The 20,517-nt window shown below is 37.0% G+C and carries 21 protein-coding genes; 19 read left to right on the top strand and 2 right to left on the bottom strand.

Going from position 1 to position 20,517, the window contains the following annotated elements; translation table 11 throughout:
* Position 1: 1 nt before the first annotated feature.
* From odhB to M4I44_RS05595, 6 genes are all read left to right on the top strand, one after another.
* Positions 2-1,237 carry a 2-oxoglutarate dehydrogenase complex dihydrolipoyllysine-residue succinyltransferase gene (odhB, locus tag M4I44_RS05620; protein WP_017494618.1) on the top strand — a complete coding sequence of 412 codons (1,236 nt, stop codon included), beginning with the start codon at positions 2-4 and terminating at the stop codon, positions 1,235-1,237.
* 216 nt (positions 1,238-1,453) lie between these two features.
* Entirely contained in the window at positions 1,454-3,919 is a 2,466-nt protein-coding gene (locus tag M4I44_RS05615) for a TonB-dependent receptor (protein ID WP_249966747.1), read from the top strand.
* A gap of 58 nt (positions 3,920-3,977) precedes the next feature.
* Entirely contained in the window at positions 3,978-4,310 is a 333-nt protein-coding gene (locus tag M4I44_RS05610; RefSeq protein ID WP_017494616.1) for a hypothetical protein, read from the top strand.
* Positions 4,311-4,328: 18 nt separating this feature from the next.
* Entirely contained in the window at positions 4,329-4,631 is a 303-nt protein-coding gene (locus M4I44_RS05605) for a hypothetical protein (RefSeq protein ID WP_249966746.1), read from the top strand.
* Positions 4,632-4,634: 3 nt separating this feature from the next.
* Entirely contained in the window at positions 4,635-6,194 is a 1,560-nt protein-coding gene (locus M4I44_RS05600) for a PepSY domain-containing protein (RefSeq protein ID WP_249966745.1), read from the top strand.
* A 55-nt stretch (positions 6,195-6,249) separates the two neighbouring features.
* Positions 6,250-7,362 carry a PepSY domain-containing protein gene (locus M4I44_RS05595; protein WP_249966744.1) on the top strand — a complete coding sequence of 371 codons (1,113 nt, stop codon included), beginning with the start codon at positions 6,250-6,252 and terminating at the stop codon, positions 7,360-7,362.
* A gap of 207 nt (positions 7,363-7,569) precedes the next feature.
* Here M4I44_RS05595 and M4I44_RS05590 read toward each other — a convergent pair whose 3' ends face one another.
* Entirely contained in the window at positions 7,570-7,917 is a 348-nt protein-coding gene (locus M4I44_RS05590; protein WP_017494612.1) for a toxin-antitoxin system YwqK family antitoxin, read from the bottom strand.
* Positions 7,918-8,127: 210 nt separating this feature from the next.
* Positions 8,128-9,123 (bottom strand): TlpA disulfide reductase family protein, encoded by a 996-nt coding sequence (locus M4I44_RS05585; protein WP_249966743.1) that lies wholly within the window; start codon positions 9,121-9,123, stop codon positions 8,128-8,130.
* 157 nt (positions 9,124-9,280) lie between these two features.
* Here M4I44_RS05585 and aspS point away from each other — a divergent pair, with 157 nt between their 5' ends.
* The 13 genes from aspS (at position 9,281) to nuoK (ending at position 20,516) form a co-directional block, all read left to right on the top strand.
* Positions 9,281-11,032, top strand: coding sequence for an aspartate--tRNA ligase (gene aspS / locus M4I44_RS05580; protein WP_017494610.1), 1,752 nt, complete (start codon positions 9,281-9,283; stop codon positions 11,030-11,032).
* Between the two features lie 402 nt (positions 11,033-11,434).
* On the top strand, positions 11,435-11,629 hold the full coding sequence (locus M4I44_RS05575; protein WP_007137066.1) for a cold-shock protein: 195 nt from the start codon (positions 11,435-11,437) through the stop codon (positions 11,627-11,629).
* A gap of 241 nt (positions 11,630-11,870) precedes the next feature.
* Positions 11,871-12,236 (top strand): NADH-quinone oxidoreductase subunit A, encoded by a 366-nt coding sequence (locus tag M4I44_RS05570; protein ID WP_026109777.1) that lies wholly within the window; start codon positions 11,871-11,873, stop codon positions 12,234-12,236.
* 161 nt (positions 12,237-12,397) lie between these two features.
* On the top strand, positions 12,398-12,946 hold the full coding sequence (locus M4I44_RS05565; RefSeq protein WP_017494608.1) for an NADH-quinone oxidoreductase subunit B: 549 nt from the start codon (positions 12,398-12,400) through the stop codon (positions 12,944-12,946).
* 1 nt (position 12,947) lies between these two features.
* A complete protein-coding gene (locus tag M4I44_RS05560; RefSeq protein WP_017494607.1) occupies positions 12,948-13,469 on the top strand; it encodes an NADH-quinone oxidoreductase subunit C in 522 nt (173 codons plus the stop codon).
* Positions 13,470-13,493: 24 nt separating this feature from the next.
* The gene (locus M4I44_RS05555) at positions 13,494-14,732 is read left to right on the top strand and encodes an NADH-quinone oxidoreductase subunit D (RefSeq protein ID WP_249966741.1); all 1,239 of its coding nucleotides are present in this window, start codon (positions 13,494-13,496) and stop codon (positions 14,730-14,732) included.
* A 148-nt stretch (positions 14,733-14,880) separates the two neighbouring features.
* A complete protein-coding gene (locus M4I44_RS05550; RefSeq protein WP_026109776.1) occupies positions 14,881-15,411 on the top strand; it encodes an NAD(P)H-dependent oxidoreductase subunit E in 531 nt (176 codons plus the stop codon).
* A 1-nt stretch (position 15,412) separates the two neighbouring features.
* Positions 15,413-16,780, top strand: a complete 1,368-nt coding sequence (gene nuoF / locus M4I44_RS05545) for an NADH-quinone oxidoreductase subunit NuoF (protein WP_017494604.1) — start codon at positions 15,413-15,415, stop codon at positions 16,778-16,780.
* Positions 16,781-16,866: 86 nt separating this feature from the next.
* On the top strand, positions 16,867-17,898 hold the full coding sequence (locus M4I44_RS05540) for a 2Fe-2S iron-sulfur cluster-binding protein (RefSeq protein WP_017494603.1): 1,032 nt from the start codon (positions 16,867-16,869) through the stop codon (positions 17,896-17,898).
* A 3-nt stretch (positions 17,899-17,901) separates the two neighbouring features.
* Positions 17,902-18,954 carry an NADH-quinone oxidoreductase subunit NuoH gene (nuoH, locus tag M4I44_RS05535; RefSeq protein WP_017494602.1) on the top strand — a complete coding sequence of 351 codons (1,053 nt, stop codon included), beginning with the start codon at positions 17,902-17,904 and terminating at the stop codon, positions 18,952-18,954.
* 156 nt (positions 18,955-19,110) lie between these two features.
* Positions 19,111-19,656: an NADH-quinone oxidoreductase subunit I gene (locus M4I44_RS05530; protein WP_026109775.1), complete on the top strand. Its 546-nt coding sequence runs from the start codon at positions 19,111-19,113 to the stop codon at positions 19,654-19,656.
* Positions 19,657-20,196 carry an NADH-quinone oxidoreductase subunit J gene (locus tag M4I44_RS05525; RefSeq protein ID WP_017494600.1) on the top strand — a complete coding sequence of 180 codons (540 nt, stop codon included), beginning with the start codon at positions 19,657-19,659 and terminating at the stop codon, positions 20,194-20,196.
* Positions 20,196-20,516 (top strand): NADH-quinone oxidoreductase subunit NuoK, encoded by a 321-nt coding sequence (gene nuoK / locus M4I44_RS05520; RefSeq protein ID WP_017494599.1) that lies wholly within the window; start codon positions 20,196-20,198, stop codon positions 20,514-20,516. Before M4I44_RS05525 ends, nuoK begins: the two co-directional genes overlap by 1 nt.
* Position 20,517 lies beyond the last annotated feature (1 nt).

The raw sequence follows: 20,517 nt of genomic DNA, 5'->3' as shown, positions 1-20,517 counted from the left end.
GATGATTTTAGAAATGAAAGTCCCTTCACCAGGGGAGTCTATAAAAGAAGTTGAAATCGCAACTTGGTTAGTAAAAGACGGCGATTATGTAGAAAAAGATCAGGCTATTGCTGAAGTTGATTCAGACAAAGCTACTCTTGAACTTCCTGCTGAAATGAGCGGAGTTATTACGCTTAAAGCAGAAGAAGGTGATACAGTAGCAGTAGGTGCTGTAGTTTGTTTAATCGATACTGACGCAGCTAAACCATCAGGATCTGCTCCGGCTGCTGAAGCTCCAAAGGCAGAAGCACCAAAAGCGGAAGTAAAAGCTGAGGCACCAAAAGCTGCTCCGGTTCAGGCTCCGGCAGCAACCAGTTACGCAGCAGGAACTCCTTCTCCGGCAGCAAGAAAAATATTAGACGAGAAAAACATTGCTCCGGCTTCAGTTTCAGGAACTGGTAAAGGTGGAAGAATCACTAAAGATGACGCTGTAAATGCAGTACCTTCAATGGGAACTCCAACAGGAGGAAGCCGTGGAACTGAGCGTACAAAATTATCTATGTTGCGTCGTAAAGTAGCAGAGAGATTAGTTTCGGCTAAAAACGAAACAGCTATGCTTACTACTTTCAACGAAGTAAACATGACACCAATCAACCAAATTCGTAACGAATACAAAGATGCTTTCAAAGCAAAACATGGTGGTTTAGGTTTAGGATTCATGTCATTCTTTACAAAAGCAGTTACAAGAGCTTTAGAATTATACCCTGATGTTAACTCTATGATGGATGGTGACTACAAAATTGCTTACGATTTTGCTGACATCTCAATCGCAGTTTCAGGACCAAAAGGATTAATGGTACCAGTAGTTCGTAACGCTGAATTATTAACTTTCCGTGGAATCGAGGCTGAAATCAAAAGATTAGCGCTTAGAGCACGTGACGGTCAAATTACCGTTGACGACATGACAGGAGGAACTTTCACTATTACTAATGGTGGAGTTTTCGGAAGTATGTTGAGTACTCCAATCATCAACCCTCCTCAGTCAGGAATCTTAGGAATGCACAACATCATCGAGCGTCCAATTGCTGTAAACGGTAAAGTGGAAATTCACCCAATGATGTACGTTGCACTTTCTTACGACCACAGAATCATCGACGGACGTGAGTCAGTTGGTTTCTTAGTAGCTGTAAAAGAAGCTTTAGAGAATCCATTAGAGTTATTGATGAATGGAGATGCTAAACGCGCTTTAGAATTGTAATTGTAATACTTTTCAACAATCATACAAAACCTGCTTCTTAACTGAAGCAGGTTTTTTTTCTTAATATTAACTTAAAATCGACTTAAGATGTTAAAAAATTAAACAATAAAAAATTTTACCCTTTAAAAATTGTTTTATTTAGAATAAATAAGAATAGTTTGTTTGATTTGTATTCTGCACTTAAATTTGCACTATTAAAATCAATTCTAAATAATAATGAAAACCAAATACACAACAACAATTTTGGCTTTTCTCTTTGTACTGCTTGCAACTCCAACCATGTGGGCACAGCAAAGAGCAAGCATAAAAGGACAAATTAGCCTCACTAACAATCAGGCCGCAGATAATGTGACCATTATCTTAAAAGGGACCAAAATAGGAACCAATACGGACAGCAGAGGTTTTTACGAAATTAAAAACATCAAACCGGGAAACTATGTGATTAAAGTTTCTGCGGTTGGGCATTCTTCAAAAGAAAAAAGTATTTCTCTTAATGGCGGAGACGAAATAATTGAAGATTTCACAATCAGTTCCAATTCTGAACAACTGGACGAAATTGTAATCAACGGTCACGGAAAAAAGAATCCATTAGCCCGCAAAGAAAACCAACAAGTATCAAGATTACCTCTTAAAAATCTTGAAAACCCACAAGTTTATTCTACTATTACAGGCGAATTACTAAAAGAACAAGTCGTAACCAATATCGACGACGCTCTTAAAAACGCACCGGGATTAACCACACTTTGGGCTTCTACAGGACGTGGAAATGATGGTGCAGGCTACTTTTCTCTAAGAGGTTTTGCTGTTCAGCCTACCATGATTAACGGATTACCAGGATTAACAAACGGAAGCCTTGATCCTGCAAATATCGACAGAATAGAAGTCATCAAAGGACCATCAGGAACCTTGTTTGGAAGCAGCCTTATTTCTTACGGAGGATTAATCAATATTACAACCAAAAGACCTTACGATCATTTTGGAGGAGAAATAAACTACACTACAGCTAGTTACGGATTAAACAGAGTTACTGCCGACGTCAACACCCCATTAGACGACGAGCACAAAGTAAACCTGCGCATCAATTCTGCTTATCACAATGAAAATAGTTTTCAGGATGCCGGATTTAAAAAATCATTCTTTTTTGCCCCTTCTCTGTCTTACGAAGTAAACGATAAACTTTCGTTCTTTGTTAATACTGAATTCATGAACAATAAAGCGACCAATCCAACCATGTTGTTTTTAGACAGAGGGACACCTTTAAGAGTTCACAATATGAAAGAACTAGGTTATGATAACAAACGTTCTTATACCAGCAACCAGCTTGCTATAGAAACGCCTTCTTACAATCTGCAAGGACAGATGATTTACAAGTTTAATAACGAATGGACTTCTCAAACTGTTATTTCAAGAGGATCATCAAGATCAGAAGGCTACTATTCTTACTTATACGAAGGAACTAAAGGTTATCCAAAAGTCACTGAAGGTATTGTGTTAGGACGTTTTATAAACTACCAGAATTCCACCACACTAACCACCGATATACAACAAAATTTTATTGGTGACTTTAAAATTGGTAAGTTGAGAAATAGAATTGTTGCCGGTTTTGACTACTTCAACAACGCTACAACAGACAACGGAACAGGATATATTGCCAATGGAAGCATCTATATTGGTAACGCAAGTTTACAAACCGTAAACGAAAATGTTTTCAAAATTACCGACCCTACAAAATACATTACAACCGGTGATAACGGAAATTTATCAAAAGCCGGAACTGACGATCTTTTGGCAAAGGCAAAGACAAACAACAACAAAACAAAACAGGAAGTGTACAGTGTTTATGTTTCTGACGTAATCAACTTTACCCCTGCATTGTCTGCAATGGCTAGTGTACGTGTAGACCGTTTTATGAACGCAGACAACGGAGGATACAATCAAACTGCTTTTTCTCCTAAATTCGGATTAGTGTATCAGCCGATTTTGGATAAAGTTTCTGTTTTCGCCAATTATATGGATGGATTCTCAAACGTCGCCCCGGGTGAAGACCTAAATGCCGGCGTAAGAACTCCAAGAATTTACAACCCGGAACATGCCAATCAATTTGAAGTTGGTACCAAACTGAACCTTTTCAAAGACAAACTTTACGCCACTTTCAGTTACTATGATATCAAAGTTACCGATCAGGTTTACAGCATCAGAACCGATGCCACAAACTCTACTTCTTACCAAAATGGAGGTCAGAGAAACAAAGGTTTCGAAGCTGAAATCGTTTCTAACCCTGTTGCCGGTTTAAATATTGTATTTGGATACAGCTATAATGATGCAGTACTTACAGCTGGTGATTCTGAATTTGTAAACTTCAGACCGGAAAGCGCAGGAGCAAGAAATTTAGCGAATCTTTGGGCCAGCTACAAATTTTTGGAAGGACCGTTACAAGGATTCGGATTAGGTTTTGGAGGAAATTATGTGGGTGATAACAAAATCATGAACAGAAAAACAACCGGAGCATTTACGATACCTGAATATACCGTATTAAACTCTTCTATTTTCTATGCTGCAGAGAAATTCACTTTAACCTTAAAAATGGATAACATTGCAAATGCAGATACTTATGATGGATGGTCTACGATTCATCCAAGAAACATGAGAAGTGTAGCAGCAAGTTTCGCTTATAAATTCTAATAAAAATCAAAAAAACACCTTTCTTTACAGGAAAGGTGTTTTTTAAATTTCATCAATCATGATCACAATTGCAAGTCTTATTGTTTTTTTAGCTTTTTACACGCTGTACTACACCTCGAAAAGAGCCACATTATCGTATGATTTAGGCTTTGAAAAATGGATGAAAAGCAATCCTAAATCAACCAGGTTTTTAGGCCTGGGGCTTCTTTTACTGGCTTATGCGCTCTGGCTGTTCACACAATCTTTGTGCTGCGGAACCCTAATGTTCTTTATTCAGCTCATGACCATTGGGAGTTTGATCATCATTTTGGCTCCTCTAAAAAAAATAAGCCGCTTTACTATTCTCGGTTTTTTTATACTTGCAGCTCTACTGGAATTTTATTACTACTAATTCATTTCTAATTAAAATATGCCGGCCAATCCAAAATATTTAACCCAATCCAAATGGCAAAGATTTGCCAAAATTACAGCTGCCATATTAGGCGGCTACTTTGTTTCAGTCACCTTTCATTTGGCTTTAGCAGCCTGGTTCAGCCGTGCCGATATATTGATGACAATGGCTTTTAGCGGATTCATCCTCTGGGTAGCCCTGATGGTCGTTGCCTTTCTGGCTAAAAACGGATGGAAAATATGGGGAATCTACATCCTTATTACTTTCCTTTTCTCTCTTTTAATATACCTGGGTCAAACCTACAATCCAATAGCAAAATAATCCATGAACAATCGTAATTACAACATCTATTTTCATACCCATACCGTTAGCGGAATTGTGATTAGTGTAGTGCTTTTTGTGATTTTTTTCGCAGGGTCCTTTTCTTTCTTCAGAGATGAAATCATCAATTGGGAAAGAAATGAATCTACTGCTTTAACCAAAGAAATCCAGCTCGACTATACTTCAGCTTTACAAAAACTAGACAAAGAATACGTCTTACACGGAAGAAATATTACCATTTCGAAACCAAGTACGGAACGACGAGTGGCTGTTTATATGGAAGGTACAAAAGATACTTTGGCCCCTAAAAAACAACAAGAAGGATCGTTCTTCTACCTTGATACCAAAACCTTCAAAACCTTTACTTACGAAGATTCTTATTCTTTAGGAGAGTTTTTATACCGCTTGCATTTTCTGGCACAAATTCCTTATCCGGTTGGATATTACCTTTCGGGTTTCACCGCTTTGTTTTTTTTATTTGCCATCGTAACCGGGCTTTTACTGCATTGGAAAAAAATCGTCTCTAACTTCTATATCTTCCGCCCAAAAGAAAAACTAAAAACCTTATGGACAGATGCGCATACCGCCTTAGGAATGATTGGTTTGCCTTTTCAATTTGTATATGCCGTAACCGGAACCTTTTTCATGATTAAACTCTTAATTGTGGCACCGGCAGTAATGGCTTTATACAAAGGCGATCAGGACAAATTATACAAAGAACTGGAATATAAGGATCCTGAGTACAAATTCGATAATAAAAAATTAGCAGCCCCATTTAATATTGATCAGCTTGTAGCGAAAACAAAAAGCAGCTGGAAAGATTTTGAAATTACCCGAGTTTTCATTCAGAATTACGGAGATGCCAACATGCACGTTCTGGTAGAAGGCCAAATGTTAAGTCATAAAAAATTCACCGGAATTGGAAAGATTGTGTATCGAATTGCGGACGGAAAAGAAATGGCCCGAAAAAATCCGATTACCCAAACAAGCTATTTAGATGTCGTAAAAAATGTGCTATACCGCATACATTTTGGCGATTACGGAGGTTACGCTCTCAAAATTGTAAGTTTCGTTTTAGGTATAATTACCTGTTTTGTCATCATTTCGGGAGTTATGATTTGGTTAGTCGCCAGACAAAAAAACAACTTACCCGAAAAGAAAAGACGCTTTAATGCCGGAGTCGTTCGTATTTATTTGGCCATATGCCTGAGCATGTACCCGATCACGGCCTTTGCTTTTATTGCTGCTAAAATATTCCACCCTCTTACTCAAGATCAGTTATACATGGTTTACTTTATAGGATGGCTTATTCTTACCGTATTTTTCATCCTTAAAAAGAATGATGCTTTTACCAACAAATACTGCTTAATTTCAGGAAGTATACTAGGTTTTTTAATCCCAATTACAAACGGAATTGTCTCCGGAAATTGGTTTTGGACCTCTTTCATGCAGAACAGAATTCAGGTCTTCTTTGTGGATGTTTTTTGGATATTCCTGGCCTCCATAACCCTTTATGTCGCCTATTCATTAAAACCTAAAAACGAAGCCGTTTCTAAAAAATAAATAAAATTACTTGCTCCCCATTGATTTTGCGTATAATTTTGCGTTTTACGATAAAATGGGATTCAAAACACAAATACGATTTCTACACAAATGGCTCGGATTAATTTCCGGGCTTATTGTTTTTATTATCAGTATTACGGGTTGTATTTTTTGTTTCCATGATGAAATAAAAGACATCACCCGCAAAGAATGGCGAATCGTTGAACCTCAGAACAAACCTTTTGTTCTACCCTCCGTATTAAAGGAAAAAGCCAAAGAGATTCTTCCAAATTACAAATCGAGTATGGTTTCGTATTACGGAAAAAATCGTTCTGCAATTGTTTACACCTATGCTGATATCGAAAACCGATACCTCTACTTCAATCCCTACACAGGAAAACACCTGAAAACCGAAGATCCCGATACCGACTTTTTCATTATTGTCGAGCGCATTCATTTGTATTTACTCCTACCGGATTATATAGGAAAACATATCATTGGAAGCGCAACCATCATCTTCATTTTATTAGTAATTTCAGGACTCATTCAATGGTGGCCCAAACGAAAAAGCGATCTCAAACGAAGCTTTACTGTAAAATGGTCCGCTAAATGGAGACGTGTCAATTACGACTGGCACAATACTTCCGGATTTTACATTTCGATAATTGCCGTAATTATAGCCATAACAGGTTTAACTTTTACCTACGAATGGGTAGGTGACGGAATCTATAGTACGTTCAATTTTGGGGGAGATAAAACGCTGGAAATAAAAGTCCCTGTGATCGATACCACTAAATTCAATAACAACTCCGTTACTGCCGTCGATCGCGCTTTTACAACAACCGCAAAACTTCAACCCGATGCCGAAATGTATTTTGTTACCTTTCCACAACAAAAAGGCAATATCATCGAAACAGGAGCTTATCCGCATGCTTTACGATACGACCATCAAAGCAACTATTATTTTCATCCGAACACCGGAAAACTGATTCAAAGCGAACCGTTCCAAAAGAAAACGTTGGGTTTACAGGTTGTCGAAATGAACTATGGAATTCATACGGGACAAATCTTAAACCTGCCCGGCAAAATTATGGCCTTTATCGTAAGCTTAATTGCAGCCGCACTTCCTTTAACCGGTTTTATCATCTGGTACGGAAGAAATAAAAAATCTAAAAAAAGCAGCGCATAAAAAAGAACTCTCCTCCATTTTATTGACTTATTTATCCACGAGTTTTTTTAACTCCCGGAGATTTAGCAGATTTAGATTGTTTTGCAGTATACCAAACAAAAATATCTGCTAAATCTGCGGGAGAAAACTAAAATACCGAAATACAAAGACATAAAAAAAACCGTCTCGTTAAAAACGAGACGGTTCTATAAATCATTCGAAATCTTATTAATTTCTATTGGCTAAAGCATTTTTCTGCAAATTCTTAACAGATGTTACTTTGCTGTTTTCATACGCCACTTCGCAAAGATTTTTGTCATTGAAGAAAATCCATTTTCCGGTTTTTACTCCTTCCGTGTATTCTCCAACAGCCATCTTATTTCCTTTTGTATCATACGATACCCAAACACCATCTAACTTACCGTCTTTGAAGAAACCCTCTTGTTGAACACTACCATTTTCATAGTAATACGTAGCTTTTACTCTATTTCCAACAGCTTCCAATTCCGGTTTTATCTCTTGTGCAACTAAAATTCCAGAGAACAATATTGCAACTAAAATTACACACTTTTTCATATCTTTAGGTATTAATGTTATCAAATCTTTATCAAATATAATCAATTGTTTACATTAAAAAAACTTTTACTTAACAATTTGGTAACATTAGATGAAAGCTTAACATTGGAAATTTTTCAAAAACAAAAAAACCAAAGCTTAAGCCTTGGTTTTACTGCTATTTCCTAAAAAAATATAAAACTTTTATAAACTTGTAATTTGAAACATAAGTTACTTTAATAAGGCATCTAATTGCGTCTGAAGTTCTGGAGATGAAGGTCTTTCCGCATCACTGCTCACTACTTTACCGCTTGGATCCACAATAATAAATCTTGGAATTCCGGTAACACCATAGCTAGTTACAAACTCAGATTCCCAGTCTTTATCAGCAAACAATTGAATCCCTCCCAGCTTCTTATCCGTCACAAACTTCTTCCATTTTTCATTATCCTTCGCTTTATCAACAGATACACTCACGAACTCAATATTTTTTCCATGATACTTTTCTTCCAGTTTTTGTAAATACGGAATCTCAGCTCTGCATGGCGCGCACCAGGTAGCCCAAAGATCAATATAAACATACTTTCCTTTTAAATCAGAAAGCTTTGTCTTTCCTCCTTTATGGTTTTCATAATTAAAATCAGGAGACAAAGTTCCCTTCATCTTATTGGCTTTCGCTACACTTTCATATTCACTAACCGCATAACGATTAAAACTTTCAAATTTCTTTTTCAGAGCCGTTGTAAACTCAGCATCAAAATTACCTTTCTCTAAACTTGCCAGATCCGTTTTCAGCTTTGCTTCCAATAACGATGCAAATTCTGTAGCTTCCTTAACAAAAGCCTCCTTTTGAAACTTCTCATCATTTAAAGCCTGCTGAGCCAAAAAATTACTTTCCTCAACCCCTTTACCTTTATACACAATTGTTTCATCAAACTCCTTAGCGTCCATTGTCAGATTAACATCCGAATTCGGTTTTAAATACAAGTTAGAACCTTCCGTTCCATCTGAAAACATATAAAACCCTTTAGGAGCATCAAAAGAAGCCACAAAAATTCCCTTTTTATTAATTGGAATCACCTGTTTAAAATTATCCTTTCCTTTTATCACTAAAGTATCACTGTTTCTATTCGCAATCTTAGCGGTAAATTTAATTGGGCTCTTGGTCTGACCGATCACACCCAAGGTGCTGCAAATCAACAAACCGGTTATTAAAAATTTGTTCATATCAATTAGAGTTTAGATTTTGTAATCCAAATCTAGCGAAATTAGCCTCTCAAAATTTAAGAATTAACAAAATATTTCAAATTTCTAAGCATCAAGTTATCACTTTACTATATTAATTTGAATTTTGTGTTTACTTTTGCAGTCTAAAATTTTGATCATGTATAGAAGTCATAATTGTGGCGAATTAAACGCCTCAAATATTAACACGGAAGTTACACTAGCGGGTTGGGTTCAAAAATCACGCGATAAAGGATTTATGAATTGGGTTGATTTACGTGACCGTTATGGAATTACACAACTTATTTTTGACGAAAGCCGTACGGATAAAGCGGTTTTTGAACTTGCCAAAACATTGGGAAGAGAATTTGTAATTCAGGTAAAAGGAACCGTAATTGAGCGTGAAGCCAAGAATAAAAATATTCCAACTGGTGAAATCGAAATTTTAGTATCGGAACTAACCATTCTGAATGCCGCTTTAACACCTCCTTTCACAATCGAAGATGAAACGGATGGTGGTGAAGATATCCGAATGAAATACCGTTACTTAGACATCAGAAGAAATCCTGTAAAAAACAGTTTATTGTTCCGTCATAAAGTAGCTATGGAAGTTCGTAAATATTTATCGGACTTAGATTTCTGCGAAGTAGAAACTCCATACCTTATCAAATCAACTCCGGAAGGAGCCAGAGATTTCGTTGTACCAAGCCGTATGAACGAAGGACAATTTTATGCCTTGCCACAATCACCGCAAACCTTCAAACAATTATTGATGGTGGGTGGAATGGATAAATATTTTCAGATTGTAAAATGTTTCCGTGACGAAGATTTACGTGCGGACCGTCAGCCTGAGTTTACACAAATTGACTGCGAAATGGCCTTTGTGGAGCAGGAAGACATCTTAAATATTTTTGAAGGACTGACCAGACACTTACTAAAAGAAATCAAAGGCATTGAAGTAGACAAATTCCCAAGAATTACCTACGACTATGCTATGAAAACATATGGAAATGACAAACCGGACATTCGTTTCGGAATGGAATTTGGTGAATTAAACGAGTTTGCACAACACAAAGAATTTCCGGTATTCAACGCTGCAGAATTAGTAGTAGGTATTGCCGTTCCGGGAGCAGGAAACTATACCCGTAAAGAAATCGATGCCTTAATTGATTGGGTAAAACGTCCTCAGGTTGGAGCATCAGGAATGGTATATGCCAAATGCAACGACGACGGAACTTACAAATCTTCTGTAGATAAATTTTACGATCAGGATGATTTAGGCCAATGGGCAAAAATCACGGGCGCAAAACCGGGAGACATGATCTTTGTACTTTCGGGACCTGCCAATAAAACCCGTGCACAGCTTTCGGCACTTCGTATGGAACTGGCAACCCGTTTAGGCTTGCGTAATCCGGAAGTATTTGCACCATTATGGGTCATTGATTTTCCACTATTGGAATTAGACGAAGAATCAGGGCGTTACCATGCAATGCACCACCCGTTTACCTCTCCAAAACCGGAAGACATGCAATTGCTGGAAACTGAACCAGGGAAAGTTCGCGCAAACGCCTACGATATGGTGTTAAACGGAAATGAAATTGGCGGAGGTTCGATTCGTATTCACGATAAAGCAACACAGCAATTAATGTTCAAATATTTAGGCTTTACTGAAGAAGAAGCCAAAGCACAGTTTGGTTTCTTAATGGACGCCTTCCAGTTTGGCGCACCACCACACGGAGGTTTAGCTTTTGGATTAGACCGTTTAGTAGCCATCTTAGGAGGTCAGGAAACCATCAGAGACTTTATTGCATTCCCAAAAAACAATTCGGGACGTGATGTGATGATCGATGCTCCTGCCGCAATCGATGAAGCTCAATTAAAAGAACTTGCTATAAAATTGGATTTGAAATAATTTTTATTCTTTTTTTTAGAAAATAAAAAACGACAACTAAAAGTTTCAGTTGTCGTTTTTTTATGCATTTTGTCGTCATTTTACCCTTTTTTCGTGTTAATAAAATCTTAAAACGCAAAAGGAAACCCTAGTAAATACAGGCTTTTTCCCACAAAAACAAGTCTTAAAAAAACAAACTCCGCTTAATATATGAAATTTTTGTAAAACATAAGCTACTTTTTTAACATTTAATTATAATAATTAATGATTCTCAAATAAAGTATACACATACCAAATTTGATGCAATATAAATAGCGAAAAGACTGTTAATCAATAATTTTTACAAAAATTTAACAGGTATATGTCTTTTGTATGAATTTATATGTTACATTTGCTTTATTATAAATTATTATTACAATTACAATGCGTACAGGTACAGTAAAATTTTTCAATGAGTCTAAAGGTTATGGATTCATTACAGACGAAGAAACAGGAAAAGACATCTTCGTTCACGCTTCAGGAATTAACGCGGAAGAATTACGCGAAGGAGACCGTGTAAGCTACGAAGAAGAAGAAGGAAGAAAAGGGAAAGTTGCTGCTAAAGTAGCAGTAATCTAAGAAAAATATAGCAATTTATTTTTTTTGCCTCTGAATGGTTTTCAAAACGTCCCGAAGTATCGGGGCGTTTTTTTTTGCTCAAATCTTAAAAAAATACTAAAATCCTTGGATCTTATTTATAATCAATAAAAATTAGCTGTTAACGCGGTTTCAGGGTACACTTAAATCATTTTTTAGCTTGTGATTTACAGAGTTGAAAGTTATCTTTGTGGCTTATTCTTTAAGTAAAAAAGCTAAGTTTATGCAATCTGATCAATACAGTTACATTCCTATTTTAATGCAGTTCATTTTGGCTGTGGGTTTTGTCGCAGGAACCATCGTTATTTCCGGAAAATTAGGTCCAAAAAGAAGTTCTGAAGTAAAAGATAAAAACTTCGAATGTGGTATCGAATCTGTTGGAAACGCGCGTATTCCTTTTTCTGTAAAATATTTCCTTGTAGCCATTTTATTTGTACTGTTTGACGTAGAGGTAATTTTCCTTTACCCATGGGCAGTAAACTTTAAAGAATTAGGCGTAGAAGGAATGCTTAAGATGATTGTTTTCATGTCGCTTCTTTTAGTGGGTTTCTTTTATATCATCAAAAAGAAAGCTTTAGACTGGGAATAAAGAAATTTTAGATTTTAGATTTCTGATTTTAGATCTAAGCATCTAAAATTAAAATTTAAAATTTAATCTTAAACTAAATTTAATACTGATTTAAAAAAATTGATTTTACTTTTTAAGGTTTCAACAATCTAAAATCTAAAATCAGAAATCTAAAATAAAAAATGAGCGATTCAAATGTAAATATGGTTGCGCCGCCGGAGGGAGTTACTGGTGAAGGTTTCTTCGCTACAAAACTGAATGATGTTGTAGGTTTGGCAAGAGCCAATTCATTATGGCCACTACCTTTTGCAACCTCATGCTGTGGTATCGAATTCATGGCAACAATGGCTTCACATTACGATTTAGCACGATTTGGTTCTGAGCGTGTGAGTTTCTCTCCTCGTCAGGCAGACATGCTTTTAGTAATGGGAACTATTTCAAAAAAAATGGCACCTATTTTAAGACAGGTTTACGAACAAATGTCTGAACCTCGCTGGGTAATTGCTGTTGGAGCCTGTGCTTCATCAGGCGGAATCTTCGATACTTATTCTGTTCTACAAGGAATTGACAAAGTAATTCCAGTTGACGTTTACGTACCGGGATGTCCTCCAAGACCGGAACAAATTGTTGACGGAGTAATGAAACTTCAGGAATTAGTAAAAAGCGAATCTGTAAGACGCAGAAGCTCTCCTGAATACCAAGAATTACTAGCTTCATATAATATTACTTAAGATGGCTTTAGAAAATACCCTGATCCAAGATAAACTTACAGAAACATTTGACACAAGTGTTTTTAACTTTCAACAGGAAAGAGATATTTTTTCATTGGAAACTACCGCTGATAAAATCACTGCCCTGATTCTTTTTTTAAAAAACGATTCCGATTTACGCTTCCACTTTCTAACTGATTTATGCGGTGTTCATTATCCGGACAACGAAACGGATCGTCAGTATGCTATTGTTTATCATTTGCACAACTGGTACGAAAACAAACGTATTCGAATCAAAGTATATCTAAACGGTGAAAAACCGGAGATCAAAACCATTTCAAATATTTTCCTGAGTTCAAACTGGATGGAAAGAGAAACATACGATTTCTTCGGAGTCAATTTTATTGGACACCCACAATTGAAACGTATTTTGAATATGGACGAAATGGTGTCTTTCCCAATGCGAAAAGAATTCCCAATGGAAGACAGCGGAAGAACTGATAAAGACGACAGATTCTTTGGAAGAACAACAACAAATTGCTAAAAATAAATAATTCAACATTATAAAATGTCAGAACTATTATTATCACCAGAGCATCGATATGCTAAAATAATTAAGGACAGGCTAAACGAAGACGGAAGTGAACTTTCGGTACTGAATTTAGGTCCTACACACCCGGCGACTCACGGTATTTTTCAAAATATCCTGTTGATGGATGGTGAAAGAATACTTGAGGCTGAACCAACAATCGGTTACATCCACAGAGCTTTTGAAAAAATTGCCGAAAATCGCCCTTTTTACCAGATTACCCCTCTTACTGACCGAATGAACTATTGCTCCTCTCCTATTAACAATATGGGATGGTGGATGACTATAGAAAAACTATTAGGAGTTGAAGTTCCAAAAAGAGCTCAGTATCTTAGAGTAATTGTAATGGAGCTGGCCCGTATTACAGATCACTTAATCTGTAACTCGATTCTGGGTGTAGATACTGGTGCTTATACTGGTTTCTTGTACGTTTTTCAATTCAGAGAAAAAGTTTATGAGATTTACGAAGAAATTTGTGGAGCTCGTTTAACAACAAATATGGGAAGAATTGGTGGTTTCGAAAGAGACTGGTCACCTGAAGCTTTCCGCAAACTAGACGTCTTTTTAGAAGAATTCCCTGTTGCCTGGCAAGAGTTTGTTAACCTATTCGAAAGAAACAGAATTTTCCTTGACAGAACCGTAAACGTTGGTGCTATCTCAGCAGAACAAGCAATGGCTTACGGATTTACTGGTCCAAACTTACGTGCAGCGGGAGTTGATTATGACGTTCGTGTAGCACAACCTTACTCCTCTTACGAAGATTTTGATTTTGTTGTCCCGGTTGGAAAATCAGGTGATACTTACGATCGTTTCTGTGTTCGTAATGCTGAAGTTTGGGAAAGTTTAAGCATTATTCGTCAGGCTTTGGCTAAAATGCCGGCAGGAAACGAATACCATGCAGAAGTTCCTGACTACTACCTTCCTCCAAAAGAAGATGTTTACACTTCGATGGAATCTTTAATTTATCACTTTAAGATTGTAATGGGAGAAGTTCCTGTACCGGTTGCAGAAATTTACCACCCGGTTGAAGGAGGTAATGGAGAAGTAGGATTCTATTTGGTTACAGACGGAAGCCGAACGCCATACAGATTACATTTCAGAAGACCTTGTTTTATTTATTACCAGGCTTATCCGGATATGATTAAAGGATCTTTACTTTCGGATGCAATTGTTATTCTATCCAGTTTAAATGTAATTGCAGGAGAATTAGACGCGTAAAGATATTGTAGATTTTAGATTGCAGATTGTAGATTGAAAAATCTAAAATCTAAAATCAGAAATCTAAAATTAAAAAAGATTGCAGAATATGGGTTATGGACAAAGATTGAAAAAATCTGAAATCCAAAATCTAAAATCTAAAATAAAAATGGAACGAAAACATTACAAACAAGAAATAAACATGACTGAAGCGTTGATGTCCCGCATCAATGAATTGATCAGTCATTATCCTGAAGACAGAAGAAAATCAGCTTTGTTACCTGTTTTACATGAAGTGCAGGACGCTCATGACAACTGGTTAAGCATTGAGTTACAGGATAAAGTTGCCGAAATTTTGCACATCAAACCAATTGAGGTTTACGAAGTGGTTACTTTTTATACCATGTACAACCAAAAACCAATTGGAAAATACATGTTCGAATTTTGCCAGACTTCTTGTTGTTGTTTAAATGGTGCTGAGAATTTAATGGATTATACTTCTGAGAAATTAGGCATCAAAATGGGAGAAACCACTCCGGACGGAATGTTTACCATTGCCGGTGTAGAATGTTTAGGCGCTTGCGGATACGCTCCGATGATGCAGTTGGGAGATTTCTACAAAGAAAAATTGACAGAAGAAAAAATCGATCAGTTAATTGCTGATTGCAGAGATGATAAAATAATATTACACGATAAATAAGATGTCACAGAAAATATTATTAGATAAAATCAACATTCCGGGTATCAAAACCTACGAAGTATACCGCCAAAATGGTGGATATGCCTCTGTAGAAAAAGCTTTGAAAACACTTACACCGGATGAAGTTACTGAAGAAGTAAAAAAATCAGGATTACGTGGTCGTGGTGGTGCAGGTTTCCCTGCCGGAATGAAATGGAGTTTTATTGATAAAAAATCAGGAAAACCAAGACACTTAGTCTGCAACGCCGACGAATCTGAACCGGGAACTTTCAAAGATCGTTATTTGATGGAATTTATTCCTCACCTATTGATCGAAGGAATGATTACCTCAAGTTATGCCTTAGGCGCTAACCTGTCTTATATCTACATTCGTGGAGAATATATGTGGGTTTTCAAAATATTAGAAAGAGCCATCGCCGAAGCTAAAGCTGCCGGTTGGTTAGGAAAAAATATATTAGGTACAGGTTACGATTTAGAGTTACACGTTCACTGTGGAGCCGGAGCTTATATTTGCGGAGAAGAAACTGCACTTATCGAATCTCTGGAAGGTAAAAGAGGAAATCCTCGTATTAAACCACCTTTCCCGGCGGTTTCAGGACTTTGGGCCAATCCAACAGTGGTAAACAACGTAGAAACTATCGCTACTGTGCCATGGATTGTGAACAATTCCGGTGACGATTATGCAAAAATCGGAATTGGCCGTTCGACAGGAACTAAATTGATTTCGGCTTCAGGACACATTAAAAACCCGGGAGTTTATGAAATTGAATTGGGTTTAAGTGTTGACGAATTCATGAATTCTGATGAGTACTTAGGCGGAATGTCTTCCAGCAGACCTTTAAAAGCGTTTGTTCCGGGAGGATCTTCGGTGCCTATTTTACCTGCTGAATTAATTTTTAAAACAGCAAACGGTGAAGACCGTTTAATGACTTACGAATCTTTAAGTGATGGTGGTTTTGCTACCGGATCGATGTTAGGTTCAGGAGGATTTATTGTGTACAACGACACCGCTTGTGTGGTTCGTAATACCTGGAATTTCGCCCGTTTTTACCACCATGAATCTTGCGGACAATGTACGCCTTGCCGTGAAGGAACAGGATGGTTAGAAAAAATATTATGGAGAATCGAGAACGGCCAGGGCCGTGAAGAGGATATCGAATTATTGTGGAGCATCCAGAGTAAAATCGAAGGAAATACGATTTGTCCGCTTGGTGACGCAGCCTCATGGCCGGTAGCCGCAGCGATTCGCCACTTTAGAGATGAATTTGAATATCACGTTCGTTTCCCGGAGAAAATTAAAAATAGAGATCACTTTGTTGCTGAACCTTTCTCACAAGTGAAGCATTTAGTAGGCAAACAAACAGTTTAAAAATATAGTTTAAAGTTTTAAGTTTTTTTAGTTTCAAGTGAAAGCCTGAAACCTGAAACCTGAAACTAAAAAAACAAAAGTAAGAGATGAAAGTAACCATAGACGGTCAAAGTATAGACGTAGAGCCAGGAACAACAATCCTGCAGGCTGCACGTATGATTGGTGGAGATTTAGTTCCGCCAGCCATGTGTTATTACTCAAAATTAAAAGGCAGCGGTGGAAAATGTCGTTGTTGTTTAGTTGAAGTTTCGAAAGGTAGTGAGGCTGACCCAAGACCAATGCCAAAATTAATGGCATCTTGCGTAACAGGATGTATGGACGGAATGGAAGTGAACAGTAAATCTTCTGATCGTGTAACAGAAGCCCGTAAATCGGTAACGGAATTTTTATTGATCAACCACCCGCTGGATTGCCCTATTTGTGATCAGGCAGGAGAATGTGATCTTCAGAACTTAAGTTTTGAGCACGGAAATCCAAAATCACGTTTTATTGAAGAAAAAAGAACGTTCGAACCGGAAGATATCGGTCCGAATATTCAACTGCATATGAACCGTTGTATCTTATGTCAAAGATGTGTACAAGTTGCGGATCAATTGACAGACAACAGAGTTCACGGGGTATTAGATCGTGGAGATCACGCTAATATTTCGACCGGAATTTCTAAAGCAATCGACAATGAATTCTCAGGAAACATGATCGACGTTTGTCCGGTTGGAGCTTTAACCGATAAGACTTTCCGTTTCAAATCAAGAGTATGGTTCAACAAACCTTTTAATGCTCACAGAGAATGTACGACTCCGGGATGTTGTGGTAAAACAACCGTATGGATGTTTGGAGGAGAAATTCAGCGTGTTACCGGTCGTAAAGACGAGTACCATGAAGTAGAAGAATTCATTTGCAACAGCTGTCGTTTTGACCATAAAAATGTAAGCGACTGGGTAATTGAAGGACCAAGAGAATTTGAAAAAGATTCTGTAATCAACCAAAACAACTACACTCAAAAATTAGAGAAAGTTGAAATCGATACAGAGAAAAATATCCTTTTAGGTAGAGATATTGATCGTAAAAAAATTAGTATGGCTGCAATTCCATTAACTACTAATGATAAAAAATCTTAAGAAATGGAAAGTGCATTTATTATAGAAAAAAGTGTCGTTATTGTTGTCGTTTTTGCGATTACTATGATTATGGCGATGTATTCTACCTGGGCTGAGCGTAAAGTTGCTGCTTTTTTACAGGACCGTGTAGGACCAAACCGTGCCGGATGGGGAGGATTATTACAACCTCTTGCTGATGGTATGAAATTATTCTCGAAAGAGGAGTTTTTCCCAAATACACCAAATAAATTTTTATTTATCGTAGGACCCGGAATCGCAATGAGTACGGCTTTAATGACCAGTGCTGTTATTCCTTGGGGGGACAAATTACATGTTTTTGGCCGTGATGTTTATTTACAGGCGACTGATATCAATATCGCGTTATTATATATTTTTGGTGTTCTTTCTGTTGGAGTTTATGGTATCATGATTGGTGGATGGGCTTCTAACAATAAATTCTCTTTGATGGGAGCTGTTCGTGCAGCTTCACAAATGGTTTCTTATGAAGTAGCCATGGGATTATCGATGATTGCTTTATTGATGATGACCGGAACTTTAAGCTTAAAAGAAATTTCCTTACAACAACAAGGAATGAACTGGAATGTTTTTTACCAGCCGTTATCTTTTCTAATCTTCTTAATTTGTTCTTTCGCTGAAACCAACAGAACTCCTTTTGACTTAGCAGAATGTGAAAACGAATTAATTGGAGGTTATCATACCGAATACTCCTCGATGAAAATGGGATTCTATTTGTTTGCTGAATATGCGAGTATGTTCATCTCAGCTACTATTATCTCGGTATTATTCTTTGGTGGATACAATTATCCCGGAATGCAATGGATGGTTGATAATGTAGGGGTAAACGCAGGAAATATTTTAGGTATCGTAGTCTTGTTTGTTAAAATATGTTTCTTCATCTTTTTCTATATGTGGGTACGTTGGACGATTCCAAGATTCAGATACGACCAATTAATGAATTTAGGCTGGAGAATTTTAATTCCGCTTTCCATTATTAACATTATGATTACGGGTGCTGTAATATTAAGACACGATATCGCAGCAGCTTTAGGATTCTAAGAACCGTAATGCCCTAGCCCTGATAGCAGCGGCATCCTTTTGTGGTGGGGTTCACCACAAAAGATAAAGCGGATAGCAGGATTAGCTTAAAAACAAAAATAAAACAGATTTAATTTGTATCATACAAATAGTGAATCGTAAATCATACATTAAAAAATGTCAATAGAAACTATATCATTATCGGGTAGAAAAAAGGTGGTCTCTAACAAGGAGATGACTTTTATGGAACGATTGTATCTTGTGGCGATTGTAAAAGGATTGTTTATCACACTTAAACACTTATTCAGAAAAAAAGTGACGATTCACTACCCTGAACAAGTGCGTGAAATGAGTCCGGTTTATCGTGGTCAGCACCAATTGAAACGTGATGAACAAGGTCGTGAAAACTGTACTGCCTGCGGATTATGTGCTTTATCATGCCCTGCAGAAGCGATCACAATGAAAGCCGCTGAGCGTAAGGCAGATGAGAAACATTTGTACAGAGAAGAAAAATATGCTTCAATCTACGAAATCAATATGTTACGTTGCATTTTCTGTGGTCTATGTGAAGAAGCCTGCCCAAAAGACGCCATTTACCTGACGACTTCAAAAGTTTTGGTACCTTCAAGCTATGAAAGAGAAGATTTCATTTTTGGAAAAGACAGATTAGTGATGCCTCTTGACGTGGCTATCAAAAATGCTCAACTTAATAATGCTAACTAAATGATACATATTCCCGATTTTGCACACGCAACAACTGTACAAATTATATTTTGTTTCTTAGCGTTTATTACGGTAATTACCGCTTTCCTGACTATTTTTAGCAGAAACCCAATTCACAGTGCTATTTATTTAGTGATTTGTTTTTTCTCTATTGCCGGTCATTATTTACTATTAAACTCTCAGTTTTTGGCTATCGTACACATCATAGTCTACTCGGGAGCAATTATGATTTTATTCCTGTTTACGATCATGTTGATGAACCTGAACGAACAAAAAGAAGTGCACCGCCCTAGAATTACTCGCTTAGGTGCCATTGTCTCTTTTTGTTTGATTTGCATCGTATTAATCGCAATTTTTATCAACTCTAAACCAATTGTTGGCGAATACGACTCAACCGGTGAAGATTTCCAATCAATCAAAGTATTGGGTAAAATTTTGCTGAACGAATATATGGTTCCGTTTGAATTTGCTTCAATCCTGCTTTTAGTAGCCATGATTGGAACTGTATTATTGTCTAAAAAAGAAAAATTAAATAAATAATGGGTAATATATTAAATCAAATAGGTATTGAAAACTACATCTTTTTGAGTGTTGTACTTTTCTGTATTGGTATTTTTGGTGTATTGTACAGACGAAACGCTATTATCGTTTTCATGTCTATCGAAATCATGTTGAATGCTGTTAACCTTTTATTTGTTGCTTTTTCAACTTACCATCAGGATGCGCAGGGACAAGTCTTTGTGTTCTTTTCGATGGCAGTTGCTGCAGCAGAAGTTGCAGTTGGATTGGCTATTTTAGTTTCGATCTTTAGAAATTTAGGTTCGATTAGTATCGATAATTTAAAAAATTTAAAAGGATAAA

Source organism: Flavobacterium sp. B183 (assembly GCF_023539155.1).
Lineage (GTDB): Bacteria > Bacteroidota > Bacteroidia > Flavobacteriales > Flavobacteriaceae > Flavobacterium > Flavobacterium tructae.
The sequence above is the reverse complement of the archived record's forward strand: the minus strand, read 5'-3'. Positions and strand labels throughout refer to the sequence as shown.